This is a genomic window from Thalassotalea sp. PLHSN55 (genome assembly GCF_052030545.1).
Lineage (GTDB): Bacteria > Pseudomonadota > Gammaproteobacteria > Enterobacterales > Alteromonadaceae > CANMXU01.
The window spans coordinates 201,569-223,261 of record NZ_JBPDIH010000004.1 but is presented as its reverse complement, the minus strand read 5'-3'; the positions used below and the strand labels follow the sequence as shown (position 1 = coordinate 223,261).

Here is a 21,693-nt window from a genome sequence, read left to right as displayed (position 1 = left end):
TGGTAATTACTCAACAAATTGTAATTTTACATAGTCAATTAAACGGTCAACCATGCCACCTTCATTAACTTCTTGTAAAGTTACTAACGGGTATTGCGCAATATCTTCGCCGTCAAGTTGAAGGAAAAGCTTACCAACAACAGTGCCTTTAGCAATAGGCGCTTCTAAGCGTTTGTCTAATTCAAAGTTCGCTTGTAAGTTTTTACGTTGACCACGAGGAATAGTGATCGGCGTATCCACCATAATGCCTAAATCGATTTCTTTTTTATCGCCCATCCAAATGCGGTTGCTGACAAATTTGTCACCAGCTTTGTACGGGGTATAGCTTTCAAAAAATCTAAAGCCGTAATTCAGTAATTTTTTACTTTCTACTTTACGTGCACGTTCGCTCTCGGTTCCCATAACAACGGTAATTAAGCGCATGTTATTTTTGGTGGCAGTTGTAACTAAGCTATAACCAGCGTTTGAGGTATGACCGGTTTTTAAACCGTCAACGTTCATGCTTTTGTCCCATAACAGACTGTTACGGTTAAATTGTTTGATGTTGTTGTAGGTAAACGATTTTTGCTTGTACAACGCAAATTCACTCGGCACATCACGAATCAAGGCGCTAGCAAGTGTGGCCATATCGCGTGGCGTGGTTACGTGCTCTGAACTGTCTAAGCCATGGCTGTTTTCAAAGTAACTGCTGCTCATGCCTAATTGCTCGGCGTGGGCGTTCATTAAATCGGCAAAAGCGCCTTCGCTACCGGCAATATGCTCTGCCATAGCGACACAAGCGTCATTACCTGATGCGACAATAATACCTTGGTTAAGTAGGTCAACACTCACTTCAGTGCCTACTTCAATAAACATTTTAGATGAATCAGGAAAGTTTTTTGCCCACGCATTTTCACTAATTTTAACTTGGTCGTCGTTGCTAATATTTCCGGCTTCAATTTCTTTACCGATAATGTAGCTGGTCATCATCTTAGTTAAAGATGCTGGCGCTAACTGGCTGTCAGCATTGCCTTCTGCAATCACTTTGCCAGTGGCATGGTCTAATAAGATGTAGCCTTTGGCATTAATTTCTGGAGCAGCAGGGATAATATTGGCTGCATGAGTGATAGTAACAACGCTAAAAGCAAGAGCACCGAAAAGGGTTGAAAGTTTAGTGCGCGTTATCGCTAATTTGTTCGCCAGGTAGTGAGGCATAGTGATCCTTTGAAAGTCTAAATTAGGTTAAAAATAAGGGTCGAAATTCGCGATAGTATATCACTTCTAGCTAAGTTTACTACGCGCTACAAACGATAAATTGTTGCAAAATTTAATTTATTTTCTCTTTTACATAAGCATTCGGGTAACCTAACTTTTTTAATTGCTCAAGTAAGGCTTGTTGTTCACTTAATTGCACTATTGGACCAACAAAGACGCGAAAAATTCCATTGCTATATGGATAAGTTAATTGGTGAGCTAAATGACCACTTAATTTTTCTGAAGTCGCCTTGGCACTGGCAAGGTTTTTCGTGGCAAAAACTTGAATGTAATAGGGCTTCTTATTCGCTGGTAAGTTGTTCAGTGGTAAGTTATTCGCTGGTAATTGACCCGCTTTTACTGGGGGAGAACCAGCATTTACTGCTGATTCAAGCTTTTTATTTGCGTTAATGATTGGTTCTGGTCCTGACGGCAGTTTTTCTTGAACTTGTGGCGTTTGAGCTATTGGCGGCTTAGCTTTTGGTGAATTAGATTTGGGAGCTTGGGTAATGGTTTCAATATGTACTTTAGCGGTGCCAGTTTTTAACATGCCTAGTTTATATGCTGCGCTGTAAGATAAGTCGATAATTCTGTCTTGGTGAAAAGGACCACGGTCATTAACACGCACTATGGTCGATTTATTGTTTGCTAAATTGGTGACTTTTAAATAGGTTGGCAGAGGCAAGTTTTTATGTGCTGCGCTCATCGCATACATGTCATAAATTTCGCCGTTAGAGGTTAGGTGGCCATGAAATTTACTGCCATACCAAGAAGCAATTCCTGTTTGTTCAAAATTTTCAGCACTTTTAATTACCTGATAATGTTTGCCAAAAACGGTGTAGTTTTTATTGCCGCCACGACTTGGTTTTTCAACACGAGGGATCGCGTCATGCAATTCGGCTGAGGTTGGCGTTCGGACCGGGGTGCTATCATGTTTTTGTTGATAACGGCCTTTATTTACTGTGCAGGCGCTAAGTGTTATTACCGTAAACAAAGAAATTAAGACGAGTTTCACAAACAGACCTATTTTTATTTAATTATTTTTATCCGTGATTTAGGCAATAAATCGACGATGGGTACTAATAGCCATTAGAATGCCAAATCCCGCCATTAATGTCACCATCGACGTGCCGCCATAACTCACCAGTGGCAATGGCACGCCAACTACTGGTAATAAGCCCGAAACCATGCCGATATTTACGAACACATAAACAAAAAAGGTTAAGGTAATACTACCAGCAAGTAGCTTAGTAAAGGCTTGCTGAGCGTTAACGGCAATCCATAAACCGCGCATGACAATAGCTAAATAAACTGATAATAAAATAGCCACGCCAATCAAGCCAAACTCTTCACTAAATACTGCAAAAATAAAGTCGGTATGGCGCTCGGGCAAAAATTCTAATTGTGATTGTGTCCCTTGCAACCAGCCTTTGCCTTCAATGCCGCCTGAGCCAATAGCAATTTTTGATTGAATAATGTGATAGCCTGCGCCAAGAGGGTCTTGTTCAGGGTTTAAAAAAGTAAGCACCCGCTGCTTTTGATAATCTTTCATCAAAAACATCCATAATATTGGGGCAAATGCTGAGGCTAAACCGACACAGGTGCCGATTAATTTCCAGCTAGCGCCGGCAAGAAAAATAACAAAAATGCCAGAGCTGGCAATTAGTAGTGAAGTACCTAAATCCGGCTGCTTTGCAATTAATAGGGTTGGGATTAAGACCAAAATAAAGGCGATGACGATGTCTTTTAATTTTGCCGGTAGTCGTTCTCTACTGATGTACCATGCGATCATAATCGGTACAACAAGCTTCATCACCTCTGACGGTTGAAACATCATAAAGCCTAAATCTAACCAGCGCTGCGCGCCTTTGCCAACATGACCAAAAGCCAGTACCGCGACCAACATGAGTAAACCGACTATGAATACCGGAACCGCCCACTTTTGGTACACCATTGGTGATATTTGCGCGACAATAAACATAACGAGCAGTGATATGCCTAAGCGAACACCTTGACGGTAAATAATAGGAAGCTCTTGCCCGCCTGCGCTGTAAACAACAAACAAGCCTAAGATCATCAGTGACAAAATGCCCAATAACAGCCAAGCATCAATATGCAGACGCTGCCATATACTGCGTTGTTTTTGTTGATCTTGTCCTGCTGTTCTCACTATCTTTTTCCTGATTTTTTCACCGGTTTAACTCGGTATTGCTTGCTATGGTGAGGGTGTCGACTACTGTCGGTGCTGACAATAACGCGTTTACCAAAATATTGGTCCATCATTTGACGAGCAACAGGCGCCGCATTGGTTGCACCGCCACCTTGGGCAACGTTTTCAATGGCAACAGCGACCACTATTTCAGGTTTTTCATAAGGGGCAAATGCAATAAACATCGCATTGTCTCGTTGCTTTTCTGCTCGTGATTGTGCGTCGTACTTTTCATCTTGTTTGATGCTAGCCACTTGTGCTGAACCTGTTTTTCCAGCTGCGTCGTATTGAGCGCCAACAAAGGCGTTATAACCTGTTGCGCCAAGTTTTTGCACGGTATTGTGCATTGCATCGAGTACCAGATCCCAGTTTTTATTGTCTTTAATGACAATAGGCGGTCTTTCATCGTAACTAACATCTTCAGTTAGCATAATGCTAGCTTCACCATTTTCTTGCGCTGAAAGGTGACTGACGGATTTTAATAAATGTGGTACTTTTATTTGCCCTTTATTCACTAAAACCGATACCGCTTGGGCAAGTTGTAATGGCGTTACGGTCCAAAAACTTTGTCCAATACCCACGGATAACGTTTCGCCGCCATACCAAGGTTGATTATAACGGGCTCTTTTCCATTGGGCACTTGGCATAATGGCGCGGCTTTCTTCGTGTAAATCAACACCGGTATAGTCACCAAAGCCAAACTTTTCCATCATGGTGCTAATACGATCTATGCCTAACTTGTGGGCTAAGTCGTAATAGTAAACGTTACATGACTGTTCAATCGAGTGCGTTAAATCAACCCAGCCGTGACCCCATCGTTTCCAATCGCGGTACTTATGCTCGATATTCTCTAATTGATACCAGCCTGGATCCCAGATCTTGGTATGCTTATTAATAATTTTCTCTTCCAAACCCAGTAGAGCCAAAAATGGCTTAATGGTTGATGCTGGTGGATAACCTTGCAACGTTCGGTTAATCAGCGGTAATTGGCGATTATTGAGGATTTTTTTATAGTCTTTAGTGCTAATGCCGTGAACAAACAAATTAGCGTCGTAGCTCGGATTAGAGTACATGGCTAAAATACTGCCATCTCTAGGGTCAAGCGCGACAATTGCGCCACGCTTAGTTGACAGTGCGCGCTTGGCGATCATTTGCAGTTCAATATCTAAGGTAAGTGTTAAGTTTTTACCTGATACCGGTGGCGTATAATCTAAGGTGCGAATAACGCGCCCTTGGTTATTTATTTCAACAGCTTGGTGACCAACGGTGCCATGTAGTTGGCTTTCGTAATATTTTTCTAAACCCAGTTTACCAATGTTTCGGGTCGCGGCGTAATTTTCCGTTTGCCCTTGTTCTTCAAGTTTTATTGCGTCGCGTTGGTTGATACGCGCGACATAACCTAAAGTATGTGTGGTTAAATCCGCAAAAGGGTAATAACGTTTTAGCCGTGCATCAATAAAAACGCCGGGAAACTTATGTTGATTGACGGAAAAAAGTGCAACTTGTTGGTCGCTAAGTCTAGGGTGAAGTTCGACCGGTTTAAAACGTCTTTTTTGTTTTAAGTTTTTGAGGAATTTGTCTTGTTTGTCTTGGCTGATGTCTAATAATTCACTGACCGCTGCGACTGTTTCAGTGATATTGTCGACGTCTTCAGCGATAATTTCTAAGCTATAAATTGGTCTGTTTTCAGCGAGCAGTACACCGTTTCGGTCGAAAATAAGGCCGCGGTTAGGTTCAACCGGTAGTACCTTAATGCGGTTTTTATTGGAACGAGTTTGGTATTTCTCAAAAGAAGTAACTTCAAGATCAAAAATATTACTAAAGAGTAATAACAGTAAGACCACAACCCCCATAAAAGCGATAAACGTTCGACGAGCAAATAAATTTGCTTCTGCCGAATGATTTCGAATCGCAACGCGTTTTCTTGCTTTCATTAATCGCCAACAACCTTATTCACGATGATAAGGGTGGTTGTTGTTTATGCTCCAAGCACGATAAAGACTTTCAGCGAGGAAAATTCTTACCATCGGGTGAGGTAAGGTGAGTGCCGATAACGACCATTTTTGTTCTGACGCTTTAATACAAGCTGGGGCTAAACCTTCGGGGCCACCAACGAGTAAGGCTACATCTCTGCCGTCGTGTTGCCAGCGCTCTAATTGTTGTGCTAACTGCGGTGTTGTCCACGGTTTGCCTTCAACTTCAAGCGTTACAATGCGGCTACCTTTAGGAATAGCCGCTAGCATTTGCTCGCCTTCTTTTTCAAGAATTCGGGCAATGTCTGCATTTTTTCCGCGTTTTCCTGGCGTAATTTCAACTAGATTAAACGACAGATCACGAGGAAATCGTCGGCAATATTCATTAAAGCCTTGAGTGACCCATGCAGGCATTTTGTTGCCAACCGCATATAAAGTTAAACGCATACGCGAATATTAACTCCAAAGTTGCTCTAGTTGGTATAAGTCGCGTGTACTGTCGGTCATTACATGAACGATAACATCACCTAGGTCGACTAAAGACCATTCACCTACATCGTTACCTTCCATGCCAAGTGGTTCGTTACCGTTGGCACGACATTCTGCAGATACAGACTGAGCGATTGATTTTACGTGGCGGTTTGAGTTGCCAGAGCATACGATCATGTAGTCGGCAAAACTGGCTTTGTCTTGAATATTGAGGGTTTCAATATCGCGACCTTTCATGTCTTCAATTTTTTCAATTATAAATGCTACTAATGCATCATCTGTCAATTTGGTGGGCAAGGTTGTTTCTCTTTTTAAACTTAAATCAGCAAATAATATATCAAATTTTATCGTATTTGCGCGTAAGCCGCGGTATTAATTTTAGCGGAACTTTGTATAGTTTACCTGTTATCGGTAAAGTTTGTAACGATTAATATAATCAAGGATGTATTTGGGCGCTAAATCTGTGCATTTTGATTGGTTATTGACCGCAGCTCTTAACTGTGTCGATGAAATATCCCAGTTTTTTTCTGGTGCCAATAAAATACAACCAGCAGAGCGGTGCTTAGTGTCCGCAACTTGATTTACCTGATATTGCGCCAATAGTGTTTGCACTTCTTGGTTGTTATTTTTAGGGCAATAACCCGGACGAGTGCTGACAACAATATGAGCAAGTTGCAAAATATCTTGCCAGCGGTGCCAAGTGGTAAAAGTTTGTAACGAGTCCATTCCTATAAGAAAAAACAGCGTACTTTGTGGCTGCTCTTGTTTTAGCTCGGCTAGCGTTTCTACGGTATATGACGTGCTAGTTTTAACAAGCTCCCTATCGTCAACAGTGAATAGCGATTCTTGCTGGCACACTAATTTGACCATGTTGTGTCGGTGGCTTGCATCGATATTACTGGCATTTTTGTGCGGAGGAATGCGGTTAGGAATAAGGGTTAACTTATCCAATGCTAACCAATTTGCTAAGTGTTTGGCGCTGTTAATATGGCCCCAATGTATTGGATCAAACGAGCCACCATATAAACCAATACGGGCGTTAGGCATACTCATAATCTAAACTAAATTGCGCCGTGGTTTTACCGTGATACAAACTTATGCATACGTCTGATAACAGTAAGAATACATCAAAGTCACTACTGGTTTTACTGATCAAGTCAACTTGCGCTAAGCGTGCTTGGCCATGCTCGATATTAGCCAATGATATATTGTTCAGCGCATGTTGGTATAGTGGCTTGCGTTTATCCCAAATGCGATATTGCTTGTAGAGGTTATTTAGCGATTCCCCTTGATTTAAGCTCTCAATCATATGGTGCAACTGATTAATTTCTTTATGAAGTACCCAGACTAATTGCCCTGCGGCGCAACCTTCTTGTTGCAGTTGATCTAACATGGTGACACAACGTTTTAAATCGCCACTTAACAAGGCGTCTACCAATTGAAATGGGTTGAACTTTGCTTGCTTGATGATAATTTGTTCGGCGTCTTCAATACCAATGGCTTGATGACCAAAGATAAGCGAAAGTTTTTGTAGCTCTTGCTCAAGAGCTGGCAGGTTACCTTCAAATAAATCAATCAGTAGTGGCACCAATTCAGGGCTTAAATTAACACTTAATTGGCGAGCTTGTGTTGTTAACCACTGTTGCAGTTGTTTGCCTTCAATATCGTACAAGGGCAGAAAACAGCCTGCTTGAGAAAAGCTTTTGAACCACTTTTTCTTTTGTTGGTTGGCGTCGAGTTTTCCGCCATGAATAATTAACTGTACGTCTTGATGAAACTGTTGTGCTAACTCCAATAAGACCTTACTGGCAGCTTCGTTCACTTTGACATTGGTCAATTCAACTTCAATAATGCGTTGGCTGGCAAAAAGGCTCATCGCTTGATATTCGTCAACCACTTGCAACCAGTCAAACTTTTCATCGGCGCTAAAACGAATTGTTTCGCTAAAACCTTGTTGCTGGGCATGTTGTTTAATAACGCTTAAGGCATTATTTTTCTGCCAAGGTTCATCACCAAAAACCAACCACACTGGCTTAAACCCTTGGTTTAATGTCGCGTTAAGTTGGTTATGGTAAATTTTCATCGTTAAGCGGCGAGTTAAAGTTGCACACTGGCCATTGAACGTAAAATACGATCAACGGCGTTTAAGCGCATTTCACTTAACATTAGGTTTAATTCACGAGATTTTGCTAGCGCAACATCGGGATCGTCTTGGTAGTCGCGGTTAAGTTCAAATACAAAGTTTTGTGGTTCTTTATCTTCCATACGTATTTGATAGCGCACAGTATAAATTAACTCGTATTCGGCCACTTGCCCGTTAGGAAATACCGATAAGGTTCGACGGTCTAAACTGTCTTTAAGGATACGTAACTCGGCTTTACCCACTTGATAACTTGGCAGTACTTCAACGTTATTCATTTTTAAATGTTTCTTGAATAATCGCGTTAATTCACCATGTTTATCAACTGAGCTTACATATAGGGTTTGTAGCTCAGGAGCGAGTAAGTAATCGCCCCGTAATTGAAAACCACAGCCGGTAATAAAGCAGGCTACCAGCAAGAAGCTGGTAACTGCTTTGATATGTCGAATAGTTCGTTTCATAAAACCTTAAATCGCTTTTTTGCTTACTTTTACTTAGTTGGCAACAATGTTTAATAGCTTACCAGGTACGTAAATCACTTTACGTATGGTTTTGCCGTCAACAAATTTACTCACGTTGTCATCGGCTAAACCAACGGCTTCAATATCTTTTGCTGAAATATCGGCAGCAACGGTGATTTTAGCGCGAAGCTTACCGTTAACTTGCACGATAATTAGCTTTTCATCTTCAACTAAGGCACTTTCATCAACCACTGGCCATAACGCGTCTTCAATGATTTCAGCTTTACCTAATTCGCTCCATAAGTGATGACACATATGTGGCACAATCGGCGCTAGCATTAAAATAACCGCTTCAACAGCTTCTTTCATTACCGCTCTATCTTCTGCAGTATCAAGTGGCGCTTTGGCTAAATGGTTCATTAATTCCATGATTGAGGCAATCGCGGTATTAAAGGTATTACGACGGCCAATATCGTCGCTGACTTTACCAATGGCTTTGTGTAATACGCGGCGTAGCGCTTTTTGATTGCCTGATAAGCTTAACCCTTCAAGGCTGCCAGCTTCACCACTTTCTTTAAAGTCGTGCACTAGTTTCCATACACGTTTTAAGAAACGATGCGCGCCTTCAACACCTGAGTCAGACCATTCTAAGGTTTGCTCTGGCGGTGAAGTGAACATGATAAATAAGCGTACGGTATCTGCGCCGTATTTATTAATAACTTCTTGTGGGTCAATGCCGTTATTTTTTGACTTCGACATTTTGCTCATGCCTGCCGATAATACCGGCTGACCGTCTAATTTACTTTTAGCTGAAGTTACTGCACCTTTTTCGTCACGTTCTACTTCAACGTCGGTTGGTGAAATCCACTCTTGGCCGCCGTTATCAGCTTCACGGTAGTAGGTATCGGCTAATACCATGCCTTGACACAGTAGCTTTTTAAAGGGTTCGTCACAATTTACCATACCAGCATCACGCAATAATTTATGGAAAAAGCGCGCGTACAATAAATGTAAAATAGCATGTTCAATGCCGCCAATGTATTGATCAACTGGCAGCCAATAATTGGCTTTGGCCGGATCTAACATTTGCGTATCATCACTTGGTGAACAGTAACGCGCGTAATACCAAGATGATTCCATGAAGGTATCGAATGTATCGGTTTCACGCAATGCGTCTTCACCATTAAAGGTAGTTTTGGCCCATGCTGGATCATCTTTTATCGGTGAAGTTACGCCATTCATAATAACGTCTTCTGGCAATTCAACCGGTAATTGATCAGCAGGTACTGGCACAGACTCGCCATTGGCCAAATTCATCATTGGAATTGGCGTGCCCCAGTAACGTTGACGTGATACGCCCCAGTCACGTAGGCGATAGTTCACTTTAACTTGGCCTTTACCTTCATCAACAAGCTTTGTTGAAATGGCTTTAAAGGCAGCATCAAAGTCTAAACCGTCAAATTCACCTGAGTTAATTAAGGTGTTTTTTTCAGTAATCGCGGCAACATTGATATCGTCTTCTGCTTGGCCGGTAATCACTTGTTTGATGTCTAAGCCGTAAGCTTTAGCAAATTCGTAATCACGTTGGTCATGCCCTGGTACTGACATCACCGCGCCTGAGCCGTAATCCATTAGTACAAAGTTAGCTGCCCATACTGGTACAATTTCACCCGTAATTGGGTGAATGGCTTTTAGGCCTGTATCAACACCTTTTTTCTCCATCGTCGCCATATCAGCTTCGGTAGATTTATTGGTTTTACATTCGGCAATAAAGTCAGCCAATGCTGGGTTATTTTTCGCAGCAGCAAGTGCTAAAGGATGTTGCGCAGCAAGTGCGACATAAGTTACACCCATTAAGGTATCTGGGCGAGTGGTGTAAATGTCGAAACTCTCATCAGAGTCAGCAACTTGGAAGGTCATTTCAACACCTTCCGAGCGGCCAATCCAGTTACGCTGCATGGTTTTTACTTGCTCAGGCCACTCAGTTAACTGGTCTAAATCGTTGATCAGCTCTTCAGCGTAATCGGTAATTTTAATAAACCACTGCGGAATTTCTTTGCGCTCAACCACGGCGCCAGAGCGCCAGCCGCGACCGTCAATGACTTGCTCGTTCGCTAATACGGTTTGATCAACCGGATCCCAGTTAACGGTTGCGTTCTTCTTATACACTAAGCCTTTTTTGTATAGCTCGGTGAAGAACCACTGTTCCCAGCGGTAGTAATCTTTTTTACAAGTGGCTAATTCGCGGCTCCAGTCATAACCAAATCCTAACGAGTCTAATTGACCACGCATGTAGTCAATGTTTTGGTAAGTCCACTTAGCAGGTGCCGAGTTGTTTTTAATTGCCGCATTTTCAGCAGGTAAACCAAACGCATCCCAACCCATAGGTTGCATGACATTTTTGCCTTGCATACGTTGGTAACGAGAAATTACATCACCCAAACTGTAGTTACGAACATGACCCATATGCAGTCGACCACTAGGGTATGGGAACATGGCTAAACAGTAGAATTTTTCTTTTTCAGGGTTTTCTTCTGCGCGAAAGGTGTTGTTATCAGTCCAAAATTTTTGAACTTGTGCTTCTATAGCTTGCGGATTGTAAGTGGATTCCATTAAAGATTTCTCGAACACTTAAATTGACGGGCCGACGGTATAAATTGACACTAATGCGACATTACAGCAGTGTAACCGTGAGCGTATTAAAAATATCCGCATAGAATACCTTATCTGTGCAAGCATCGACAAGTTTAATCAAAGCTTTGGCGACATTTATTCAAATAATTAGCCTGAGCGAGGTTAACACCTTTTGCTATACTGATATTAAAGCTGCTTAGTTCATCGTAAATAAGGAATAAAGCTATGGTTAAACACAACGAACATCATAAAAATGCTATTGAAAATATATACGGGAAATTAAGTGAATGGCTAAGTGATGTGCAAGCGCATGAGCTAACCTCTGTTGTTGAATTAGTTGAAAAAACGAAACAATACGCCAAAGCCGCCGAAGCCTTGCCCGAAGAAAAAGTGAAGCAATTTATTGATAACTTTAACTACGATCTGAACCAGTTTTATCAACTTAACCAACAACAAGCTGAGCATTCTTTATATTTAGGCGTATTGAATGAAACGTTTTGGCAGTTGTTGGCAAAAATGACCGATAAATCACAGGTTGAATGGGCCGAGTTAAGTGAAGATTTTGCTCATAAAGGTCATTACCAATGTGGTGATATTATTGGTTTTGGTGATTTAAAGTGTGACCAGTGCGAACAATCGGTTGCCATTAGTCATTTAACAACCGTTAGTGAATGCATTCATTGTGGTGGCACCGCCTTTACGCGGCTACCTTACACAGATAGCTAAACCTCGTTAGCTATCCTAGATAATAACTAGAGCGTGTTGAACTTTGTGGTATGAATTTTGTCCAATTTAAACGCTTTCTGATCGTGGCACTAACTTGAAGGCATAGTGGCTCTACGTCTAAAGTTAGTAACAAAGAGCAGGAAGCGTTTAAATGGATCCTTCGGACAGCGTTTGTTTGCCATTTCTACTGCGTTATCACTCATTTGTGTAGAATAACTACACGACAATCGCTCTACCTTGTATAAATGGTAAACAATTCGCTGTAAAAATATACACCAAAGGTCAACACGCTCTAAAGATAAATAATTGAATATTTTTGTAAATATCGTCGAGATTTTTTGCCAATTGTTGATATGAAAGAGTACACTGAGAAATAGAAAAATATATAATCTAATTTCAAATTGAATTGCTTGTTTTTTAAGCATTAATAGTGAGTTCATGCATGATAAAAAACCTTGAAAGTTTACGTCTAGCCCCAAACCAATTAACCTCTAATTTAAGCACTTCTTTATTTCAACACAGCCTATTAGCCAAAGGTGAAACGCAAGCGTTTATTGGTCATGACCGTGCCAAAGAAGCATTGGATTTTGGTTTGTCGATGGAAGCACCAGGTTTTAATATCTACGCGATGGGAGAGCACGGCACCGGCCGACAAACTCTGATCAAGCAAATTTTAACCGACAGTGCTAAAAGCCAAGAAACACCGCCAGAATGGTGTTACATCAATAACTTCGAAGATAACCATGCGCCCTTTAAACTTTATGTATCACCCGGCGATGGCAAGGTCTTAATTGCGCGCATTAATACCTTTATTGATGACTTACTCAATCTGTTTCCGGAGATTTTTGATAACCCTAATTACCAGCGTAAAAAAACCGCAATAGACAGAGAGTTCAATCAAAAATACGATCAGGCACTAGCCATTGTTGAAGAAACGGCACTTAAACATAATGTCGTCTTGTATGAAGAAAATGGCGAGGTGGGCTTTTCTCCAATAGTTGATGGTAAACCATTAAACGATAAAGAGTTTGCCAACTTAGCAGAAGAACAACGTAGTGAATTTTATCAACTGTTAACTGAGATGGAAGAGTTGTTATCTGAGCAGCTTTTAGAGTTACCACTATGGAAAAGAGCGTCTTCAGCTAAATTAAAGCAATTAAAAATAGATACTGCAGAGCAAAATATTAAGCCCTTTATTAAAGAGCTTGAGCACGAATTTGCGGCAAATCTTGGTGTGCTTAAATATTTATCAACGGTAAAAGCGCATATTGTTGATGCCGTATTAGAAATACTTGCCGACGAAAGTGCCGACGCACCTAACGATAAAGAATCGCGTAAACTGATGGTTGAACGCTTTTTACCTAATCTGTTAATCGAAAGGGAAAAAGATGCCGGTGCGCCTGTTGTTTATGAACAAAACCCTACTTATCAAAACTTGTTTGGTCATGTCGATTTTGCCAGTTTTCAAGGCAGCGTTTATACCAGTTACCGCTTGATCAGACCGGGCGCTTTGCACAAAGCCAATGGCGGGTATTTAATTTTAGATATTGAAAAACTGCTCAATCAACCTATGGTGTGGTCACGATTAAAGTTGGCGTTAAAAACTCAACAAGTGAGTATTGAAAACCCTTACTCTGAGTACTCGCAGCCGGGTGCTTATAGCTTACAGCCTGAAGAAATTCCGCTAAACGTGAAAGTGATTTTGTTAGGCGAGCCAGAGCTTTATTATACCTTGCAAGACTACGATCAAGAATTTACTGAACTGTTTCGCGTGCTAGCAGACTTTGATCGTCATTTAACTAAAAGCGAAACAAACTTAATTGCCTATGCCAATTTAATTCGCCAACGAGCTCAGCGATACAATTACCCAGAAGTGACTGAAGAAGCGTTGGTGGAGTTGGTGCGCTATGCACTGCGTCGTGCTGAGCATCAGCAAAAAATATCTGCCAACATAGTGCAAGTTAACGATTTACTTGATGAAGCGCAGTATTTATGGAAAAAGTCGGGCGGTGAAGGTGATTTAACAGCTGATTTTGTGCGTGCTGCTCTTGCTGCAAAACAACGTAGAACAGGGCGCCTAAGCGAAACGTGGCACAGTGAAATTCGTGAGCGACAAGTATTAATTGATACCCAAGGTAAACATATCGGTAAGGTTAACGGCTTAACGGTATTAGAAATTGGCGACAGTGTTTTTGGTACACCAGCGCGTATTTCGGCAACAGTTTATGCCGGTAGCCAAGGGGTGACCGATATCGAGCGTGAGGTAGACTTAGGCAAGTCTATTCACTCAAAAGGGGTACTTTTGCTTACCGGTTACTTAGGACATAAATATGGCCAAGAGTTTCCGGTGACAATATCGGCTAATATCGCCATTGAGCAAAGCTATGGTCATATTGATGGTGACAGTGCGTCGATGGCAGAATTATGTGCGCTTATCTCGGCAATTACCCATTTACCGATAGATCAAGGCATTGCCATTACCGGCTCGATTAACCAGCATGGTGAAGTGCAATCGATTGGCGGTGTTAATGAAAAAATTGAAGGCTTTTACCGTTTATGTAAAGACAATGGTTTAACAGGCGAACAAGGGGTAATTATTCCGGCAACGAATGTTATTAATTTGATGCTATCGCCAGAAGTCATTGAAGCGGTTGAACAGAGGCAGTTTTCGATTTTTGCCGTTGATAATATCGATCAAGCGTTAGAATTATTAATGGCGGCAACGGCAGGCGAGCTTAATAGCACTGGTCGTTACCCAAGAAAATCAGTTCATGGGCTTTGCTTAGATAAGTTGTCGAACTTTGAAAGCATCCTAAATGGCGCTGACGAATAATGCGCTGCTAGAAAGAGCTATCCGTGCTTGAATGACGGTTAGTTCTTTCTACTTTTAAGTTTACCTTTCAATCGGTGCTTAAACCTTTATTGTTCAAACTTTGAATGAGCAACCTTTCATTATTTTCAATAACCATTTAAAGGTTGATCACAATTTTTCACATCTTTTGGTCGTTCAAACGCAGAAGTATCAAGGGCAGAGGCGAATAAATAATCGAGTTAATTCTTGTGTAATTGTATAATCTCTGTATAATGCGCGCCTCGATTGAGCCGACTTGCTTATTTTATTATCAATTTTACTTGGTAAGTATGAATCTGGTTAGCTAATCTTAAATGAGTGGGGTTTTCCGCCCAATAGACTTGCCGAGCTAATAGATCAAATTAGCCTAATATTCCGTAAGTGAATGCGCCTTAAGTCTTCCTGGTGGTTTCCTCGTATATGTACGCAGGGATTATAGAAATATTTTCCTGCCAAGAGAAGACAAAATTTATGACTACTCCTGACAATGCTCCTGTGAGCTTTGACGCTTTAGGCTTGCCTGAAACTTTATTATCTGCTGTAAAATCATTAGGTTTTGAATCATCAACTGCGATTCAAGCCCAAGCTATTCCACCTCTTTTAGCCGGTAAAGATGTTTTAGGTGAAGCACAAACAGGTACAGGTAAAACAGCCGCTTTCGGTTTACCTGCACTTGCTCAAATTGATGTTTCAATGAAGAAACCACAATTAATGGTATTAGCACCAACGCGTGAATTAGCAATGCAAGTTGCTGAAGCGATTGAATCTTTCGGTAAAAATATGAAAGGTTTACGTGTGGCAACTTTATATGGTGGCCAATCGTATGGACCACAATTTCAACAATTAGAGCGTGGTGCTCAAGTTGTTGTTGGTACGCCGGGTCGTTTAATGGACCACTTACGCCGTAAAAGTTTAAAACTTTCTAGCCTATCATTTTGTGTGCTTGATGAAGCCGATGAAATGTTAAACATGGGCTTTTTAGAAGATATTGAGTGGATCTTAGAGCACATTTCTACCGAAACTCAAATGGCATTATTTTCAGCAACTATGCCACCGCAAATTCGTAAAATTGCTAACCGTTTCTTAAAAGAGCCTGAGCACATTAAAATTGCTGCGGTTAAAAAAGCCAAAGCAAACATTAAGCAATTTGCTTGGAAAGTAAGTGGCATTAATAAAATGACCGCATTAGAGCGTATTGCTGAAGTTGAAGACTTCGATGCGATGATCATTTTTGTGCGTACTCGTAACGACACCGTTGATGTTGCTGAAAAACTAGAACGTGCCGGTTACCCAGCGCTTGCGCTTAATGGTGACATGAACCAAGCACAGCGTGAACGTACTATTGAGCAAATGAAGTCAGGTAAATCTTCTATTTTAGTTGCAACCGACGTTGTTGCACGTGGCTTAGATATTCCACGCATCTCTTTAGTGGTTAACTACGACTTACCAGGTGATAACGAAGCTTATGTTCACCGTATCGGTCGTACTGGTCGTGCCGGTCGTGAAGGTATGTCAATTTCTTTCTGTCGTCCTCGTGAAATGTACTCATTACGTCATTACGAGCGTTTAACGTCAGGTACCGTTGAAACTTACGAATTACCTAGCATTCAAGAAATTGGTAAAACACGTATTGAACGTACTCGTACGGAAATGGCTGCAATTGTAGCTGAGAAAGATATTGCTAACATGCGTGAAATTGTTGAAGCGATGGCCAATGAGTCAGAACTTTCAATTACTGATCTTGCCGCAGCTTTATTATACCAAAAGCAATTAAAGCAACCACTACAGCCAAAAGAAGATCCTAAACCACGTCGTGAAACGCGTGAGCGTAACGACCGCAATGATCGTGATGGTCGTGGCCGTAAAGATGCACGTGACAATCGTGGTAACCGTGGCGACCGTGATAACCGCGGTGAACGTGCTCCACGCAAACCTAAAGCGGTACGTAACGATGTCGATTGGCAAACATACCGTTTAGAAGTGGGTAAAGAACACGGTGCTCGCCCAGGTGATATTGTTGGCGCAATTGCTAACGAAATTTCACTAGACAGCAGCTACATTGGCGCAATTAACTTGCATGACAAACACAGCTTTGTTCAGTTACCAAAAGGTATGCCAGACAAGTCATTCAAGCAGTTAAAACGTGTACGTGTGCGCCGACAAGTACTTGATATTACGGTATCTGACAATGTGGCATCTAGCCCTCGTCCGAGACGCGATAATGATAAAAAATCAGAACGCGGTGCTAAACGCGCTAATTAATCATAGTAATATCGTATAATTATTGACTTTTAAAAGGCGCTTATAGCGCCTTTTTTGTTGCTATAGGAAAATAACAGCAAGTTTAAATTACGCGAATTTTTAACTGTTTAGTCAAAATACTTACCGATAGCACATCTGTGTAAACATATATAAACACCCATTAGGCAGGCAGGGTCGAGCTTTGATCTAAGTCCAAACATAGGCGTAAAGAAAATGCGTACATTTTCTGTTACGTCACTAAAGTTTGCTCAACCCTTACTGAGCTTTCCCTTCGTTAATTTTGTCCAGATAATGAAATTAACAACAAGTGAGAGCAAGTATAATGACTGATAATAACAACCCATTAAATTTACGTGGTATTGAATTTACTGAGTATGCCACTCCTGATTCCGACTTTATGGAAAAAGCTTTTCATGGTTTTGGTTTCTCAAAAACCAAAAAATTCAAAGGTCGTGATATTGATTATTTTAATCAACATGACATTCACTTCTTTTTAAATAAAGAGCAAAAAGGCTTTTCACGTGAATTTGCAAAATCACACGGACCTGCGATTTGTTCGATGGGCTGGCGTGTAGACGATGCTAAATTTGCTTTTGAAGAAGCTATTAAGCGTGGTGCAAAATCAGCAGAAGCTGTTGAAAACAAACTACCATATCCAGCCATTTATGGCATTGGTGATAGTCTTATTTACTTTATAGATATCTTTGGCGACCGCGGTTCGATTTACGAGCACGACTGTGTTGCGCACGACACGCCGGTTATTGTTAAAGATAAAGGTTTTAAAGCGGTAGATCATTTAACTAACAACGTATACCAAGGCACCATGCAAAAGTGGGCCGACTTTTATAAAGACGTGTTTGGCTTTACTGAAGTGAGATATTTTGACATTAAAGGTGAAAAATCAGCGTTAGTTTCTTACGCATTGCAGTCGCCTTGTGGCAAATTCAGTATTCCAATTAATGAAGGTAAGGGCACTAATAATAATCAAATTGACGAATACTTAGATGAATATAATGGCCCAGGTGTTCAGCACTTAGCCTTTATTACTGATGATCTAGTATCGTCTTTAGACCAACTGGATAAGTCGATTATTGATACCTTGCACATTGTGCCTGAGTATTACGATGATGTGTTCGATAGAATTCCGTGGGTGAAAGAAGATCACCAAAAAATTAGAGATCATCAAATTTTAGTGGATAGCCAAAATGAAAATTCGTATTTGCTGCAAATTTTTACCAAGAATATCTTTGGTCCTATCTTCATTGAAATGATCCAGCGTGTTGATGATAAAGGCTTTGGCGAAGGTAACTTTACTGCTTTATTTAAGTCAATTGAGCTTAATCAAATGGAACGTGGTGTGCTTTAAGGACTACTGTTTTAATTGACTAACTGGTTTAGCCAAAATAATAATGAACAAGTAGTATTAAGTAAGTATTAAAAACCAGCGCAGTGTTCGCTGGTTTTTTTATGGCGTCACACTTTCATCATTTGTCATTTGTCATTAGTCATTGGTCATTAGTCAATCATTAAAAATACTTGCCTCGTTACTAGAGCGTGTTGACCTTTGGTGTATGTTTTTGCAGCGAATTGTTTGCCATTTATACAAGGCAGAGCGATTGTCGTGTAGTTATTCTACATAAATGAGTGATAACGCAGTAGAAATGGCAAACAAACGCTGTCCGAAGGATCCATTTAAACGCTTCCTGCTCTTTGTTACTAACTTTAGACGCAGAGCCACTATGCCTTCAAGTTAGTACCGCGATCAGAAAGCGTTTAAATTGGACAAAATTCATACCACAAAGATCAACACGCTCTAGCAATAGTGAACGAAAAATTCTATTTAACGATGTTATAATGCACTAAATTTGAATTGGAGTAGATAAATGGCTGTTGCAAGCGCTAGACATATTTTGGTAAAAACCGAGAAACTCGCCCAAGAATTAAAAGAAAAAATTGCTAAGGGGGCTGATTTTGGTCAACTGGCAAAGAAGCACTCGACTTGTCCGTCGAAGAAAAAAGGTGGTGATTTAGGTGAATTCAAACGCGGCCAAATGGTAAAAGCCTTTGACGATGTTGTCTTTAAAAAAGAATTGCTAAAAGTCCATGGCCCGATAAAAACTCGCTTTGGCTATCATTTAATTCAAACCATTTATCGCAGCTAGCCTTACTTATCGTCAACTAACGTTAAAGGCTATTATAACTGCCTAATATAGAAAGCTAATATAGAAGGCTAATATTTTAGCCTTTTTCTTTTTCTTTTTCTTTTTCTTCTTCTTCTTTGTCCAATTCTTTATTGCGTGCTTTTATATCGTCGAGCTGTTTTTGGCTTAAATGAAATTTAGTCGCAGACTGCTTTAACAGCAAAATTGCGCTAACGATCACCCCTAAGGCGATAATAATAATGACTATACCTGTAGCTGACATAAATTCTCCTAATTATTTGTGTGCTTATTATCGCTTACCTTTCTTCGTCAGTATAAAAAGCTCAGTAATTAATTTAACGTTTTAATATAAAAAATGTTAGCAAATTGTAATATTTACAGGTAACGTATTTAAAATTAATGCCAGTAAGAAGTTGAGCAAACTAATGAATTTGTTCAATAAAACAGCAGAGTATGCTTACTAGCAACGATAAAAATAACTACAACTACTTGCGCAAAGGTCTGGGAAGCATATGCTAAATCGTTTAAATATCAAATTAATCATGCCAACTATCATTGTTGGTGCTTTGTTTATTCTTATTTTATTAATATTTTCCGACCAGCTTGGTCAAACCGGTGTGTTACTTGCCGTCATCGCTATGGTACTCATTCAAGCCGGCGCAAGTTATTTTGTTTCTGAGCAGCTTTTAGCTAAACGTTTACAGTCGTTGAAAAGCTATTTAGATAAGGTTGCCAGTATTAATGAAGCACCAGAGCAGCCGATAAAAGATATTTCTGGTGACGATTTAGGACAAGTGGTGAATCAACTGGGCTTGTTTATTGGGGATTTGAGTGAAGTTGTCGCTGAAATTCGCGCTGAGTCAGATAACTTGCGTCATGGCTCAGAGCTGTTAGTGAAACAAATGAGCGAGTCTACCGATGCGGTAGATGAATCTGCGAATCAAATTCAGCAAATGGCACAGTCAATTGAAGAAGTGGCATTAACTTCTAGTACCTTAAATGAAAGCGCGATTCAGGTAAGCGAAACAACCGGCAAAGTAATGACGATATTGTCGCAAGGAAGAACCTCTTCAAGCACCAGTCAAGATACGATTGAATCGTTCGCTAATGAAGTTACTCGTTTAGCCGAAGACTTGTCGTTACTTCAAGAGCAAAGTGCACAAATCGGATCTGTCCTTGATGTGATCAGAGGCATTGCCGACCAAACTAATTTACTTGCCTTAAACGCAGCAATTGAGGCAGCTCGTGCGGGCGAGCAAGGTCGTGGTTTTGCGGTAGTTGCCGACGAAGTTCGCGCCTTGGCACATCGCACGCAAGAATCGACCGTTGAAATACAATCGATGGTTGAAGGCTTGCAAGAAAAATCGACTAATGCCGTCAATGCCATGGCAAAAGGGCAAGAGCTTACTAGTGAAAGTTTATCGCAATCAAAAGAAGTGGTTGATGCGTTAGAACAAATTGGCAATGTGTTTAATGAAGTTGATGAATTGACCTCAAAAATTGCATCAGGTACCCAAGAGCAACAAGGTTCAACCAACTCTATCAACGATAATATGTCGGCGGTTGTTGCCTTAAGTCATGAAATTAATCAAGGTTTAGCATCGGTTGCAGAGCATGCCGAGCAACAACAAAAAGTCACCACAGAAGTCGACAGTACTTTAAATAAAATCTGTGTTTAATGGCGCGAATCATTGGCTAAATGCTATTGGTCAGATTGGTATTAACTGGTGTTAATTTGTCAGTTTAAATAATAAAAAACCTTGGTGTGATAACTATCAACCAAGGTTTTTTATTGCCATTCATTTAGAAAACCACACGCTAGTCAGTTTGATTTTTTGCCGCTTGATCGCGTGCTTTTGCTAAGCGCTGTAATTGTTTAGATTGTTGATGCAAGCTAGTTCTGACTAAAATTTCGCGGTCTTCTTCTCTAATATGATGGAAAATTATTTTATGCAAAAATTGTTGTTCATCACTTTCAATACTGATCACTTCACCGTGACAAAATACAGCGCAGTTTTCTTCTAAAAAGAACAACTTTAATTCGAGCAGTTGATTCAGCTCAAATGCTTTATCGGCTTGAAATACAATACCGCCGCCACCAAATTTCACCCCTTGAAAGCGTTGGCTTACATCGTCTTGTTGACTCAAAATATAACCCACCAGTAAATCAATTTTTTCTGACTGATGATTTAAGTACTCAACTAATTGACCAGCGACACCACTAATTGCCTGTAATGGGCGCAAGGCACTTTGATCGAGCGTGACAATGTCGGTCGCCATTTTAAATGGCAAAGGAATGCGGCTAAGAAATTGGTCATAACCTAATGTGCCAACGGCTGTTAGTTCGGTAATATTAACGTTGAATGGGTGCTCGATAGAAAAAAACTCATTAAACTGTGCTAACTTTTGTTGATTTTCTTCTACTGACATATGCGCATCCTAAATAGTGAAATTAATTGATTATAAAACGATTTTAGCGATTGGTCTAAATTAAAAGTGCGAATTAAATAAGGGTCTAATTCATAAATGGTTTGTGTTATGCTGCATTCAAAA

18 protein-coding genes are annotated in these 21,693 nt (G+C 40.6%); 6 read left to right on the top strand and 12 right to left on the bottom strand.

Going from position 1 to position 21,693, the window contains the following annotated elements; genetic code table 11:
- Positions 1 to 6: 6 nt before the first annotated feature.
- From ACRRSQ_RS09545 to leuS, 10 genes are all read right to left on the bottom strand, one after another.
- Entirely contained in the window at positions 7 to 1,194 is a 1,188-nt protein-coding gene (locus tag ACRRSQ_RS09545; protein WP_440875505.1) for a serine hydrolase, read from the bottom strand.
- Between the two features lie 112 nt (positions 1,195 to 1,306).
- Positions 1,307 to 2,248, bottom strand: coding sequence for a septal ring lytic transglycosylase RlpA family protein (locus tag ACRRSQ_RS09540; RefSeq protein WP_440875504.1), 942 nt, complete (start codon positions 2,246 to 2,248; stop codon positions 1,307 to 1,309).
- 39 nt (positions 2,249 to 2,287) lie between these two features.
- Positions 2,288 to 3,403, bottom strand: a complete 1,116-nt coding sequence (gene rodA, locus ACRRSQ_RS09535; protein WP_440875503.1) for a rod shape-determining protein RodA — start codon at positions 3,401 to 3,403, stop codon at positions 2,288 to 2,290.
- Positions 3,403 to 5,376 carry a penicillin-binding protein 2 gene (gene mrdA / locus ACRRSQ_RS09530; RefSeq protein ID WP_440875502.1) on the bottom strand — a complete coding sequence of 658 codons (1,974 nt, stop codon included), beginning with the start codon at positions 5,374 to 5,376 and terminating at the stop codon, positions 3,403 to 3,405. Before mrdA ends, rodA begins: the two co-directional genes overlap by 1 nt.
- Positions 5,377 to 5,391: 15 nt before the next feature.
- Positions 5,392 to 5,862 carry a 23S rRNA (pseudouridine(1915)-N(3))-methyltransferase RlmH gene (gene rlmH, locus ACRRSQ_RS09525; protein WP_440875501.1) on the bottom strand — a complete coding sequence of 157 codons (471 nt, stop codon included), beginning with the start codon at positions 5,860 to 5,862 and terminating at the stop codon, positions 5,392 to 5,394.
- 9 nt (positions 5,863 to 5,871) lie between these two features.
- The gene (gene rsfS, locus ACRRSQ_RS09520) at positions 5,872 to 6,189 is read right to left on the bottom strand and encodes a ribosome silencing factor (RefSeq protein ID WP_440875787.1); all 318 of its coding nucleotides are present in this window, start codon (positions 6,187 to 6,189) and stop codon (positions 5,872 to 5,874) included.
- Positions 6,190 to 6,309: 120 nt separating this feature from the next.
- Positions 6,310 to 6,957 (bottom strand): nicotinate-nucleotide adenylyltransferase, encoded by a 648-nt coding sequence (gene nadD / locus ACRRSQ_RS09515; RefSeq protein WP_440875500.1) that lies wholly within the window; start codon positions 6,955 to 6,957, stop codon positions 6,310 to 6,312.
- A complete protein-coding gene (holA, locus tag ACRRSQ_RS09510; protein WP_440875499.1) occupies positions 6,944 to 7,987 on the bottom strand; it encodes a DNA polymerase III subunit delta in 1,044 nt (347 codons plus the stop codon). Before holA ends, nadD begins: the two co-directional genes overlap by 14 nt.
- 14 nt (positions 7,988 to 8,001) lie before the next feature.
- Positions 8,002 to 8,505 (bottom strand): LPS-assembly lipoprotein LptE, encoded by a 504-nt coding sequence (locus ACRRSQ_RS09505; protein WP_440875498.1) that lies wholly within the window; start codon positions 8,503 to 8,505, stop codon positions 8,002 to 8,004.
- Positions 8,506 to 8,538: 33 nt separating this feature from the next.
- Positions 8,539 to 11,118, bottom strand: a complete 2,580-nt coding sequence (leuS, locus tag ACRRSQ_RS09500) for a leucine--tRNA ligase (RefSeq protein ID WP_440875497.1) — start codon at positions 11,116 to 11,118, stop codon at positions 8,539 to 8,541.
- A gap of 246 nt (positions 11,119 to 11,364) precedes the next feature.
- Here leuS and ACRRSQ_RS09495 point away from each other — a divergent pair, with 246 nt between their 5' ends.
- The 5 genes from ACRRSQ_RS09495 (at position 11,365) to ppiC (ending at position 19,140) form a co-directional block, all read left to right on the top strand.
- On the top strand, positions 11,365 to 11,865 hold the full coding sequence (locus ACRRSQ_RS09495; protein WP_440875496.1) for a zinc ribbon-containing protein: 501 nt from the start codon (positions 11,365 to 11,367) through the stop codon (positions 11,863 to 11,865).
- 442 nt (positions 11,866 to 12,307) lie between these two features.
- Positions 12,308 to 14,698 carry an AAA family ATPase gene (locus ACRRSQ_RS09490; RefSeq protein ID WP_440875495.1) on the top strand — a complete coding sequence of 797 codons (2,391 nt, stop codon included), beginning with the start codon at positions 12,308 to 12,310 and terminating at the stop codon, positions 14,696 to 14,698.
- 489 nt (positions 14,699 to 15,187) lie between these two features.
- Positions 15,188 to 16,978 carry a DEAD/DEAH box helicase gene (locus tag ACRRSQ_RS09485; RefSeq protein ID WP_440875494.1) on the top strand — a complete coding sequence of 597 codons (1,791 nt, stop codon included), beginning with the start codon at positions 15,188 to 15,190 and terminating at the stop codon, positions 16,976 to 16,978.
- A gap of 322 nt (positions 16,979 to 17,300) precedes the next feature.
- Positions 17,301 to 18,344, top strand: a complete 1,044-nt coding sequence (hppD, locus tag ACRRSQ_RS09480) for a 4-hydroxyphenylpyruvate dioxygenase (protein WP_440875493.1) — start codon at positions 17,301 to 17,303, stop codon at positions 18,342 to 18,344.
- Positions 18,345 to 18,861: 517 nt separating this feature from the next.
- On the top strand, positions 18,862 to 19,140 hold the full coding sequence (gene ppiC / locus ACRRSQ_RS09475; protein ID WP_440875492.1) for a peptidylprolyl isomerase PpiC: 279 nt from the start codon (positions 18,862 to 18,864) through the stop codon (positions 19,138 to 19,140).
- A 76-nt stretch (positions 19,141 to 19,216) separates the two neighbouring features.
- Here the strand turns inward: ppiC and ACRRSQ_RS09470 are convergent, their stop codons facing one another.
- Positions 19,217 to 19,402: a DUF2897 family protein gene (locus ACRRSQ_RS09470; RefSeq protein ID WP_440875491.1), complete on the bottom strand. Its 186-nt coding sequence runs from the start codon at positions 19,400 to 19,402 to the stop codon at positions 19,217 to 19,219.
- Positions 19,403 to 19,652: 250 nt separating this feature from the next.
- On the opposite strand from ACRRSQ_RS09470, the gene ACRRSQ_RS09465 reads away from it, so the two are divergent.
- Positions 19,653 to 20,819 (top strand): methyl-accepting chemotaxis protein, encoded by a 1,167-nt coding sequence (locus ACRRSQ_RS09465; RefSeq protein ID WP_440875490.1) that lies wholly within the window; start codon positions 19,653 to 19,655, stop codon positions 20,817 to 20,819.
- A gap of 139 nt (positions 20,820 to 20,958) precedes the next feature.
- Here the strand turns inward: ACRRSQ_RS09465 and ACRRSQ_RS09460 are convergent, their stop codons facing one another.
- On the bottom strand, positions 20,959 to 21,570 hold the full coding sequence (locus ACRRSQ_RS09460; RefSeq protein ID WP_440875489.1) for a PilZ domain-containing protein: 612 nt from the start codon (positions 21,568 to 21,570) through the stop codon (positions 20,959 to 20,961).
- Positions 21,571 to 21,693 lie beyond the last annotated feature (123 nt).

Bases quoted from the DNA above. Each gene is read 5' to 3' on its own strand.
- ACRRSQ_RS09545 (WP_440875505.1), bottom strand. From the start codon at position 1,194: ATGCCTCACTACCTGGCGAACAAATTAGCGATAACGCGCACTAAACTT.
- mrdA (WP_440875502.1), bottom strand. From the start codon at position 5,376: ATGAAAGCAAGAAAACGCGTTGCGATTCGAAATCATTCGGCAGAAGCA.
- rlmH (WP_440875501.1), bottom strand. From the start codon at position 5,862: ATGCGTTTAACTTTATATGCGGTTGGCAACAAAATGCCTGCATGGGTC.
- nadD (WP_440875500.1), bottom strand. From the start codon at position 6,957: ATGAGTATGCCTAACGCCCGTATTGGTTTATATGGTGGCTCGTTTGAT.
- holA (WP_440875499.1), bottom strand. From the start codon at position 7,987: ATGAAAATTTACCATAACCAACTTAACGCGACATTAAACCAAGGGTTT.
- ACRRSQ_RS09505 (WP_440875498.1), bottom strand. From the start codon at position 8,505: ATGAAACGAACTATTCGACATATCAAAGCAGTTACCAGCTTCTTGCTG.
- leuS (WP_440875497.1), bottom strand. From the start codon at position 11,118: ATGGAATCCACTTACAATCCGCAAGCTATAGAAGCACAAGTTCAAAAA.
- ACRRSQ_RS09495 (WP_440875496.1), top strand. From the start codon at position 11,365: ATGGTTAAACACAACGAACATCATAAAAATGCTATTGAAAATATATAC.
- ACRRSQ_RS09490 (WP_440875495.1), top strand. From the start codon at position 12,308: ATGATAAAAAACCTTGAAAGTTTACGTCTAGCCCCAAACCAATTAACC.
- ACRRSQ_RS09485 (WP_440875494.1), top strand. From the start codon at position 15,188: ATGACTACTCCTGACAATGCTCCTGTGAGCTTTGACGCTTTAGGCTTG.
- hppD (WP_440875493.1), top strand. From the start codon at position 17,301: ATGACTGATAATAACAACCCATTAAATTTACGTGGTATTGAATTTACT.
- ppiC (WP_440875492.1), top strand. From the start codon at position 18,862: ATGGCTGTTGCAAGCGCTAGACATATTTTGGTAAAAACCGAGAAACTC.
- ACRRSQ_RS09470 (WP_440875491.1), bottom strand. From the start codon at position 19,402: ATGTCAGCTACAGGTATAGTCATTATTATTATCGCCTTAGGGGTGATC.
- ACRRSQ_RS09465 (WP_440875490.1), top strand. From the start codon at position 19,653: ATGCTAAATCGTTTAAATATCAAATTAATCATGCCAACTATCATTGTT.
- ACRRSQ_RS09460 (WP_440875489.1), bottom strand. From the start codon at position 21,570: ATGTCAGTAGAAGAAAATCAACAAAAGTTAGCACAGTTTAATGAGTTT.